Raw genomic sequence first — 10,476 nt, forward strand, 5'->3', positions numbered from 1 at the left:
CTCTCGGCGTGCTCCCCGATTTACTCGAATCGCAGTTCGAATTTGATAGGCCTCACGCATCGGCGACGAATCTGTGTGATGCCGGTGCCGACGAACCCCAAACATTCTCAGTAGAACTTCGTCGGCGCAGACATGCAATCTGCTCGCCCCCGAGGATCGGTCTGCTATGGCAGATCCATGTTAAGCGACATCAGCTCTGCAGGCGGGGGCTCCGCTCGAAGAGCGATGGTCGCGGACGACCATCCGATGTGTCGCGAGGCGGCCAAGCACGCCCTGCGGATAGCCGATCCGGATCTCTTCCTGGTCGAGGCGGCCACGCTGCGGGACACGCTGGACGATCGGATGCCGCTCGACCTCGTCATACTCGATCTCCGGCTGCCGGACAGCAACGGCATTGGAAGCCTCATCGATGTCATGCGGGCGCGCCCCGGCACGTCGATCCTCGTCGTCAGCGCGACCGAGGACGCCGACACGGAACGTCAGGTCGCCGCGCTGGGTGGCTCCGGCTTCGTGTCGAAGGCCGCGCCGATCACCGAGCTGGTCGAGGCGGTGCGTGCGATCCTGGCCGGCAGGCGATGGTTCGGTCCGGGCGCGACCGTGCAGGCGCCGGAAGGAACCGATCGTGCCTCGCGTCTCGCGGCGCTGACCGCGGCGGAGAGCCGCGTGCTACGTGCGATGTCGGACGGTCGCCTCAACAAGCAGATCGCGTTCGATCTCGGTCTATCCGAGATCACGGTGAAGCAGCACGTCAAGGCGATCCTACGCAAGCTCGACGTGTTCAACCGCACGCAGGCTGTTCTGCTCTTCCACGGGACGGCGGGCTGACCCTAAGTAGTGATATGCGGCGTCAATCCAGTCCCTTAGCTACGGACCTGTCGGCGAACCGCCCCCGCCGCCGACCGGCGGCCCAGCCTTCCTTCCGCGCGAGGATCGCCCGGTCCTCCCACCCCCACCCGGGAAGGCAACAGGCAGCGTCGGCAGGATGCTCGGGCCTCTTGCCCGGCATCTCACCGGCGGCTGCATCGGGACGCCGTCGAGGGGGCAGGGCTTGGGCATGCGCCGCGGGGAGCGGGGCGTTGCATTCGAGCGAGTGGGAAGGGGTCGATGCATGTTTTCCGGTGCGCATAAGGCGCTGACCGCGGCGTGTGCCGTGGTCGGCACCGCCATCCTGGCCTACGCCGGGAAGACGCTTGCAGGCGCGGTGGAGGGCATGGCGCCTTTATGGCTCGCCAACGCCATCGTGCTTGCGCCCTTGATCCGGTTCAAGCGGATCGACCGACGCGCCGTCCTGGTCGGAGCCGCGACGGGGATGGCGGCGACGAGCCTCCTCACGGGCACCTCGCCCTTGATCAGTGTGCTGCTCGCCGGTGCGAACGTCCTCGAGATCGTCGTCGGTCTGCTCGTCTTCGAACGCTTTACCAGGCGCGACGTGCCCCTCTACGCGCCGAGGAACCTCGGCGTCTTCTTCGTTATCGCGGGTTTCGTCGCGCCCGTTCTTGGCGCGCTCGTGGGGGCGGGCACGCTGACGCTGCTCGACGGCGCCGCGTTCGCGCCGCTGGCGCTCCACTGGTTCGCCGCGGATGCCCTCGGCATGATCGTCGCCGGGCCGCTGATCCTCGTGGCGGCCTGCAGCGACTGCATGGGCATCCTGCGGTCCACGCGCAGGCTGGAGATCGTCGCCACGCTCCTGGGTATCGGGACTGTGACGTTCCTTGTCTTCGATCAGTCGCGTTATCCGGCTCTTTTCCTGATCCTTCCGGCCGTCACGCTCGCAGTCTTCCGGCTCCGATTCATCGGTGCCGCGGCGAGCATAGTGGCCGTCGCGACCATCGCCTCGTTCGAAACCATGCGGGGATCGGGGCCGATCGCGCACGCCCTGTCCGACACGGGCGAGCGCATCCTCTTCCTCCAAGCGTTTCTCGCGGTCGTGGTCGTCGCCAAGCTGCCTGTGGCAGCGGTCCTCGTCGAGCGGGAAGGGGTGATGCTGCGCCTGGCCGATGGTGAGCGGCGGTTCCGCCGCATGGCCGAGGGGGCGCCCGTGGCGATGTTCCGCACCGACGCGGCTGGCGTTGTCACCTACGGCAACGCGAGATGGCACCGCCTCGTCGGGGAGCGGGTCGGCGATGCGTGGCACGCGATCGTCGCACCTGAGCAGCGCGCGGTCGCTGAAGCCGCTTGGGAGCGGTCTGACGGCGTCCAGCGGTTCGTCGGCGAATTCGACTTCATGCGTCGCGATGGCGCGCCGGGGTGGGTCGACCTCGCCATGAGCGCGGACCTTGAGGGGGCCGGGGCGGCAGCATGGACCGGCACGGTCATCGACATCGAGGAGCGGCGTCGCGCGGACATTCGGGTGGCCGAGAGCGAACGCCAGTATCGCCTCCTCGCCGAGAATTCGAACGACATGATCGTCCGGATCGGGATCGATGGCGTTCGTCGCTTCGTGTCGCCGGCGTCGACGAAGATCCTCGGCTACGAACCGGACGAATTGTTGGGCACTACGCCGATCGCGTCGATCCACGCCGACGACAGGGCCATGGTCGAGGCGACGTGTCGCAGTCTGCTGGAGGGCGCGGTCGATCCCGTCTGCTCATACCGTCAGCGTCGGCGCGACGGCAGCTACGCATGGCTGGAGGCGACATACCGCCTGGTCCGGGACGAGGAGGGGCGTCCGGTCGAGTTCATCGCGAGCGTTCGTGACATCGGCGGGCGCCGCCAGGCGGAGCTGGAGACGGCGGCCGCCAAATCCCGGGCGGAGGAGAGGAACCGGCTCCTCAGCATGGCGGAGGCGCTTGCCGGCGTCGGCCACTGGCGACTGGACGCCGTCACGCACGAGGTGTTCTGGTCCGACGAGGTCTATCGCATCCACGGTCGCGAGATTGGTGACCAGCCGCCCTTGGACGAGGCGATCCAGGCATACCATCCGGACGATCGGTCCCAAGTGCAGCATCAGCTCGAAGAGGCTCTTTCCGTCGGGCGCCCCTGGACCTTTCGCGCCCGGATCTTGCGCGCCGACGGTTCGCTTCGGCACGTTGCGTCGAGCGGTCACGCGGAGCGCGCCCCGGACGGCACGATCATTGGGGTCGTCGGCGTATTCCGCGACATAACGGCCGAGGTTGAATCGGCGGCAGCGCTGACGGCCGCCCGTGACGAAGCGAGGGCCTCGGCGGAAGCGAAAAGCGCGTTCCTGGCGACGATGAGCCACGAGATCCGGACGCCGATGACCGGCGTGCTTGGCATGATCGAACTGCTTCGCACCGATCTCGCGCCGGAAGATCGCCTCCGGTTCTTCGATAACCTCGAGCAGTCCGCAACGCTGCTGATGACGGTGCTCGACGACATCCTTGACTTCTCGAAGATCGAAAGCGGCAATCTTTTGATCGAGCACATCGACTTCGATCTCGGTGCACTCGCGCTTGGCACGATCGACCTGTTCCACCACGCGGCGTCGAAGAAGGGGCTGATCCTTTCCTTGTCTGCCCCGCGCGGGGAGGACATGCGGGTCAAGGGAGATCCGGTCCGGCTTCAGCAGGTCATGTCCAACCTAATCAGCAACGCGATCAAGTTCACGAGCGCCGGGCGGGTCGAATTGCGCATCGGTCTTGCTGCGCTGGCCCGCCGACGGGAGGTCTCGATTGAGGTCGTCGACAGCGGCGTCGGGATCGACGCGGACGTCGTCGACCAGCTATTCGAGCCGTTCATCCAGGCGGACGCCTCCACCACCCGTCGCTTTGGCGGCACGGGACTGGGCCTCGCCATCTCCAGGCGGCTGGTGGAGGCGATGGGCGGAGAAATCGGCGTCGAAAGCCGCGTCGGCGAAGGAACGCGCTTCCACGTCGAGCTCGATATGGAGGCGGGCCGCCTCCTGACACCGACACCCCGTGCGGTCCCGCCGGGCCTCATTCGCGAGCTGTCGGTGCTGCTGGCCGAAGACAATCAGATCAATCGTGCGCTCGTCGAGGCACTGGTCCGGAAGGCCGGTCACGGTATCCGCAGCGTCGAGAACGGACGCCTAGCCGTGGAGGCTGCCGAACGGGAGACCTACGACGTGATCCTCATGGACATGCAGATGCCGGAGATGGACGGACTGGCAGCAACCCGTGCCATCCGTGCAGGGGACGGTGCGTGCGCGGATGTGCCGATCATCGCGCTGACCGCGGACGCATCCCCCGAGCGCCGGCGTTTCTATGAGGGCGTCGGACTTACGGGGTTCATGACGAAGCCGGTGGACAGCCGACAACTGCAGGAACAGCTGAACTTGATTTCCCTTGGGTCTTACCAAGACTGCGGCGAAGCTGCATCGGTCGAAACGCAGGACGATCTGCTCGACGAGGAGAAGCTGGCCGGATTGGAGCGGATGATCGGATACGGTTCCATGCACCAGCTCGTCGATATGCTCGCCACCGAGCTGCGGACGCGTCCCGCCGTCTTGACGCGGCTGATAGATCTCGACGCCCGCGAAGCCGTCTCCGCCGAGGCCCATTCGTTGATGGGGGCAACGCTGAACGTTGGCGCCGTCAGAGTCGGTATGCTGGCGCGCCGCATTGAGGAGGCCTGCGCAGCCGGCCGACCGCTCGAGGCATTGGGCGGCGAGCTTGTAGCGGCGGCGCATGCTACGCGAGCCGCGATAGACGACCGGGCAGAGCGGCGCAAAAGCGTATGACGGTGCGCGGAAAGGTCCTCGTCGTCGACGACGAGCGAATCAACGTCGCTCTGCTCAGCGCCTTGGTCGGGACGATCGACGGGCTTGAGCCGATCGGCTTCACGGACCCGGCTGAGGCATTGGGTTGGTGCGATGCGAATACGCCCGTCCTTGTGCTCGTCGATTATGCGATGCCCGGTTTGCGAGGGGACGAGTTCGTGACGCGGCTTCGTGCGACCGCCGAGGGCGCGATCGTGCCGATCGTGATCGTGACCGCAAGCGCGGACCGTGCGATCCTGCTCGACGCGTTCGCGGCCGGAGCGACGGATTTCCTGCGCAAGCCGGTGGAAGAGGTTGAGGCGATCGCCCGCATCCGCAGCCTTTCGCAGCTGGGGATTGCGTCCCGACGTCTGATGTCACTGGTCGCAACCGACGAACTGACCGGGCTCGACACGCGCCGTCGCTTCATGTCTCGTCTCGAGGAGGAGATGGTCCGATCGCGCCGGCATGGATCGGCGATCAGCGTCGTCATGATGGACGTCGACCACTTCAAGCGGATCAACGACGAAGGCGGTCATGCCGCCGGGGACGCCGTGCTGCGCGAGGTGGCCGACCGCGTCCGGGCAACGGTGCGCGACAGCGACTTCGTCGGGCGGATAGGGGGTGAGGAATTTGCTTGGGCATTGCCCTCGTCGTGTCTCGACCAGGCGACTGCAGCGGCTGAGCGGCTCCGCATGAGGATCGAAGCGCTTCCATTCATGGGTGGGCGCATGGTGACGGCGAGCTTCGGCGTGGCCCAAGCCTCGGTTCGCTGCACCGCGGGCGACCTTCTCAGGCTGGCCGACGAACGATTCTACGCAGCGAAGAACAGCGGCCGCAACAAGGTCGTAGCCGCGTCTTAATGGCGCGACTGTTCGTCTGTACGATACGACGAAGGCCGGGCTGATCACGCCGCTAACCGACGAGGCGTACCGCGCTGGGGCGGTGGCGTACGTGGGAGAGGGACAGATGCGCTGGCCCGCGACGCATGTCAGCGACGTGGTGAGGCTCTGTGTTCTCGCCCTTGAGAGGGGCGAGCTGGGCGCGCGCTACCTCGCTTCGGTAGCATGCGGGCACAGCGTTGGTGAAAGCGTCGTTCGACATAGCCTCAACTCGCGGACACGCGATATCAGTTTTTGCCGAGCTGAACGGACGGCCGGGATCGGGTAGCCAAGAGCTTGTCTCGAACGGCCGCAATTGGGTCTTGTCGCCGGCGACTGTACTGCACGCCGGCTCCTCGTTTATCGGCCAGAGATAGTTAGGGGACGAAGCGCCAACGTGGTAATGAAAATCATCGTCGCTTCCGCCCTGGGCACCGCGACGGCTGAGAGACCGTCAGCGCTCCCGCTTATCAACGGGAGACGGCTATGCCGATTATCCTCAGCAATCATCTCGCTCGCGCACGGTTCGAACGGAAGATGGCCGATCTGTCGGCTACCAACATAGCGCGCATCATCCATACCGAGCTTGCCGACCTGCACTCGGCGGCCGGCCACGCTCGAACAGCTAGAGCGTCGGCGGACGGCGGGTTGGCTTGAGCATGGACGCGCTGATCGAACGCTCGCCGCTCGGGAACCCTCACGCGGACATTCGCGCGGCAGAGGCGTCGCCGCTTCTGCCGGAGCTGCTGCGGCGAATGCACGGCTACTGGCGAGCGGCGAACTACCTCTCCGTCGGCCAGATTTACCTGCGGGCCAACCCGTTGCTGGAACGTCCCCTGACGCTGGCCGACGTCAAGCCGCGGCTGCTCGGCCATTGGGGCACCACGCCGGGGCTGAACCTCCTCTACGTGCACCTCAACCGGCTCATCGTCGCCCATGACCTCGACATGATCGCGATCATTGGTCCCGGCCATGGCGGCCCCGGCATCGTCGCGCAGACCTATCTCGAAGGGTCGTACACCGAGCGTTATCCAGCGATCGAGCGTAGCCGTGGGGGGATGGAGCGGCTGTTCCGTCAGTTCTCCTGGCCGGGCGGCATCCCGAGCCATGTCGCGCCGGAGACGCCGGGATCGATCCACGAGGGTGGCGAGCTCGGCTATTCGCTGGCGCACGCTTACGGCGCCGCTTTCGACAATCCCGACCTGATCGTCGCCTGCGTGATCGGCGACGGCGAGGCGGAGACGGGCGCGCTTGCGGCGAGCTGGCACAGTAACAAATTTCTCAACCCCGCACGGGACGGTGCCGTCCTCCCGATCCTGCACCTCAACGGCTTCAAGATCGCCAACCCGACGGTGCTCGCTCGGATCGGGGACGAGGAGCTGGCCAGCCTACTGCGCGGCTATGGGCATGAACCGTTCTTCGTCGAAGGCGACGATGCGATGCTCGTCCATCAGCAACTGGCGGCCGCGCTGGACACGGTGCTCGATCATATCCGCACGATCCAGCGCGAGGCACGATCCGCGACCTCGGACGGGATGCGGCCACGCTGGCCGATGATCGTGCTACGCACGCCCAAGGGGTGGACCGGGCCGAAGATCGTCGACGGCAAGCCGGTAGAGGGCACCTGGCGCGCGCACCAAGTGCCGATCGCCGACTTCGACGATCCTGAGCACCTCGTCCAGCTCGAGGAATGGATGCGCAGCTACCGCGCCGAAGAACTGTTCGACGTCACCGGCAAGTTCCGCGAGGAATATGCCTCGCTAGCACCGACCGGGCACAGCCGAATGAGCTCCAACCCGCACGCCAATGGCGGCGAGTTGATGCGCTCGCTCGCGCTGCCCGATTTCCGATCGCACGCCGTCGCGCTCACCGCACCCGGTGGCGTCAGGGCAGCGGCCACGGCGACGCTTGGCAGCTACCTGAAGGAAACGATGGCACTCAACCTGAGTGCCTCGAACATGCGGTTGTTCGGTCCTGACGAGACCGCCTCGAACCGCTTGCAGGCGGTGTACGACGTCACCGGCAAGACGTGGATGGCGGAAACAGAGCCGAACGATACCGACCTTGCGCAGGACGGCCGCGTCATGGAGGTGCTGAGCGAACATCTCTGCCAAGGCTGGCTGGAGGGCTATCTGCTGACCGGTCGTCACGGCCTGTTCTCGTGCTACGAGGCGTTCGTCCACATCGTCGATTCGATGGTGAACCAGCATGCCAAATGGCTGAAGACGACGCGCGCGATCCCATGGCGCAGGCCGATCGCGTCGCTCAACTATCTGCTAACCTCGCATGTCTGGCGGCAGGATCACAACGGCTCGTCCCACCAGGACCCGGGTTTCCTCGACCATGTGGCGAACAAGACCGCGGAAGTCACCCGCATCTACCTGCCGCCCGACGCCAACTGCTTGTTGTCGGTCGCCGATCACTGTCTGCGCAGCCGCAATTATATAAACGTCATCGTCGCCGGCAAGCAGCCCGAATGGCAGTGGCTGACGATCGACGAGGCGGTGCGCCACTGCACGATCGGTGCCGGCATCTGGCACTGGGCGAGCGACGACGGCGACCCCGACGTGGTGCTTGCCTGTGCCGGCGACGTGCCGACGCTGGAGACGCTCGCGGCAACGACCTTATTGCGCGAGTATGTGCCCGACATCCGCATTCGGGTGGTGAACGTCGTCGACCTCATGGTGCTGCAACCGCAGTCAGAACATCCGCACGGGATGGACGATCGTGCGTTCGACTCGATGTTCACCACCGACCGGCCGGTGATCTTCGCCTTTCACGGCTATCCTTCGCTGGTGCACCGGCTGGCCTACGCCCGCCACGGTCACCACAACTTCCACGTCCGCGGCTACAAGGGCGAGGGTACCACGACGACACCGTTCGACATGGTCGTCATGAACGACCTCGACCGATACCGCCTTGCGCTCGATGCGATCGAGCGCGTGCCGCGGCTGAAGGACCGCGTGCCTGCCGAAACTGCTCGCTACTGGGCGATGATCGAGCGGCACAAGCTCTACGTGGCCGAAGAGGGCGACGATCTGCCGGAGGTGCGGGATTGGCAGTGGACACGCTAATCCTGGCAATCAACGGCGGGTCGTCGTCGCTGAAATATGGTGCATTCGCCGTCGGGAACGACCGGGTGAAGACGGTAGTCTCTGGTGCGATCGAGACTGCGCTTGATCACAGCATCGACGAGATCGCAGCGAATTTAGACAGGTTGCCCGATGCAATCGGCCACCGCATCGTCCACGGCGGCTCAAAGCTGTTCCGGCCGACGCTGATCGACGACGGTGTCATTGCCGATATCAAGGCGGCATGCCCGTTTGCGCCCCTGCATGGGCCCGCCGCGCTGGACCTGATCGCGGCAGCGCGGCGCCGCTATCCGGGCACACCGCAGATCGCCTGTTTCGATACAGGCTTCCACGAACACCTACCGGCGATCGCCGCCGTTCTGCCCGTTCCCAAAGCGCTCCGGACGGTTGGGGTGAGACGCTACGGCTTTCACGGCCTGTCCTGCCAGTCGATCGTGCGCCAGCTCGGCGCCGACCTGCCCGAGCGGTTGGTGATCGCGCACCTTGGCAGCGGGGCAAGCGTTACGGCGATACTGGACGGCGTCTCGGTCGACACCTCGATGGGGCTGACGCCCTCGGGGGGCGTCGTGATGGCCACTCGCAGCGGCGATCTCGATCCGGGCTTGCTGCTGTTCCTGCTGCGGGAGCACGGGATGACCGCTGCTCGGCTGGAGGAGTTGCTCGATCGCGAGTCCGGCCTCCTCGGCATCTCTGATCGGAGTGGCGACCTGCAGACACTCCGTCGGCTGGCACCCGCCGCTCCCGACGCCCGGCTTGCCATCAACATCTTCTGCCGATCAATCGCCAAGCAGATTGCGGCGATGATCGCCAGCCTAGGCGGCATCGACCTGCTCGTCTTCAGTGGTGGCATCGGCGAGCATGATGCCGAGACGCGGAACACGATATGCGCCGATCTCGCTTGGGCCGGTGTCGCAGAGGGTGCAGATGCAGGGAACGTCAAAGTCTGCTCGCCCGATGAGGAAGAGCAGATCGCGTGGGATGCGTCGGCACTTATGCGGGCAGGCGTCACGAAAGACAGGGCGGCGTGACATTAACTGCTGGTTGCGCGTCAATTAACGAATGGCCGAAGTTGGGAAGCCGGTAAGTCGGCCTAAATGGCCGGGTATGGGTCCTTCCTGCCCGTGTTCGTCGCAACCTGGTGAGAGCGGTGAGATAGCTGCCTGCGGCAACGACGCCGCACCAAGCTAATTTCAACGTCCAAGCACAGGAGATTGTTATGCTGACATCACTCGAAATCGAGCGTCGAAAAAGCCGTAAAGTTTGTTCTGGTTGCGGCTGGAACGTTGTCGTGATGGAGCGGCATAGCGAGTGCGCAAACCCTCAATGTGTGTTGCTAGGCAAGCGACAGGTAATTTCAAGGTAAAGTGTTAGATCGGACTGAGTAGAAAATTGTAGTAATGCCACGTGTTGGTAACCCAGCGTGCGCTTATACATCGAGTTTCGTTACGCTATCCCGCTCGCGCTGGCGACTTGACCCAGAACCGGACGTCTAGAGCCCCCTGCCCGCTTCCCAGCATCCGACGTTCATTCTCACCCAAAGCAGCCGTCGATACCCCGGCGAAAGCTCGCACTTTGTCCTGAAGGGGATCGGAAGACAAGACACCTCAGGTTTTCCAGTATCCCGCCGCAAACGGCGCTAAGGAGACTTTAGAATGTCCCGCCTCCAAGCTCTGCCGGGCAGTCTCAAGGTGACGCCGAAACCGCTGTCGAACCGCGAAAGCGTAGCGTCGCCACCGTGCCCAACAGCGACGGCGCGAACCAGCGCGAGACCTAGGCCGTGTCCATCGGTAGTGCGAGATGCCTCCGCACGAGCGAACCGCTGGAA

7 protein-coding genes are annotated in these 10,476 nt (G+C 65.1%); 6 read left to right on the top strand and 1 reads right to left on the bottom strand.

The features are described 5' to 3' along the window. Positions 1-225: 225 nt before the first annotated feature. From LPN01_RS18900 to LPN01_RS18920, 6 genes are all read left to right on the top strand, one after another. Complete coding sequence (locus LPN01_RS18900; protein WP_262829977.1) at positions 226-825, top strand: LuxR C-terminal-related transcriptional regulator; 600 nt, start codon at positions 226-228, stop codon at positions 823-825. Between the two features lie 283 nt (positions 826-1,108). Continuing rightward, positions 1,109-4,660, top strand: coding sequence for a PAS domain S-box protein (locus LPN01_RS18905; protein ID WP_262829978.1), 3,552 nt, complete (start codon positions 1,109-1,111; stop codon positions 4,658-4,660). A 2-nt stretch (positions 4,661-4,662) separates the two neighbouring features. Then, entirely contained in the window at positions 4,663-5,541 is an 879-nt protein-coding gene (locus LPN01_RS18910) for a diguanylate cyclase (RefSeq protein ID WP_262829979.1), read from the top strand. A gap of 82 nt (positions 5,542-5,623) precedes the next feature. Continuing rightward, positions 5,624-5,848 carry a hypothetical protein gene (locus LPN01_RS19175; RefSeq protein WP_410482859.1) on the top strand — a complete coding sequence of 75 codons (225 nt, stop codon included), beginning with the start codon at positions 5,624-5,626 and terminating at the stop codon, positions 5,846-5,848. A 370-nt stretch (positions 5,849-6,218) separates the two neighbouring features. Continuing rightward, complete coding sequence (locus LPN01_RS18915) at positions 6,219-8,633, top strand: phosphoketolase (RefSeq protein WP_262829981.1); 2,415 nt, start codon at positions 6,219-6,221, stop codon at positions 8,631-8,633. Next, entirely contained in the window at positions 8,621-9,679 is a 1,059-nt protein-coding gene (locus LPN01_RS18920) for an acetate/propionate family kinase (RefSeq protein ID WP_262829982.1), read from the top strand. The genes LPN01_RS18915 and LPN01_RS18920 overlap by 13 nt, the downstream gene beginning before the upstream one ends. A gap of 608 nt (positions 9,680-10,287) precedes the next feature. Here the strand turns inward: LPN01_RS18920 and LPN01_RS19180 are convergent. Further along, the coding region (locus LPN01_RS19180; protein WP_410482860.1) for an ATP-binding protein at positions 10,288-10,476 on the bottom strand (189 nt) is incomplete at its 5' end.

Origin of the sequence: Sphingomonas sp. A2-49 (genome assembly GCF_025548555.1) — a bacterium.
Classification (GTDB): Bacteria; Pseudomonadota; Alphaproteobacteria; order Sphingomonadales; family Sphingomonadaceae; genus Sphingomonas.

Coding starts and splice junctions, on each gene's coding strand:
- LPN01_RS18900 (WP_262829977.1), top strand. CDS start 226: ATGGTCGCGGACGACCATCCGATGTGTCGCGAGGCGGCCAAGCACGCC.
- LPN01_RS18905 (WP_262829978.1), top strand. CDS start 1,109: ATGTTTTCCGGTGCGCATAAGGCGCTGACCGCGGCGTGTGCCGTGGTC.
- LPN01_RS18915 (WP_262829981.1), top strand. CDS start 6,219: ATGGACGCGCTGATCGAACGCTCGCCGCTCGGGAACCCTCACGCGGAC.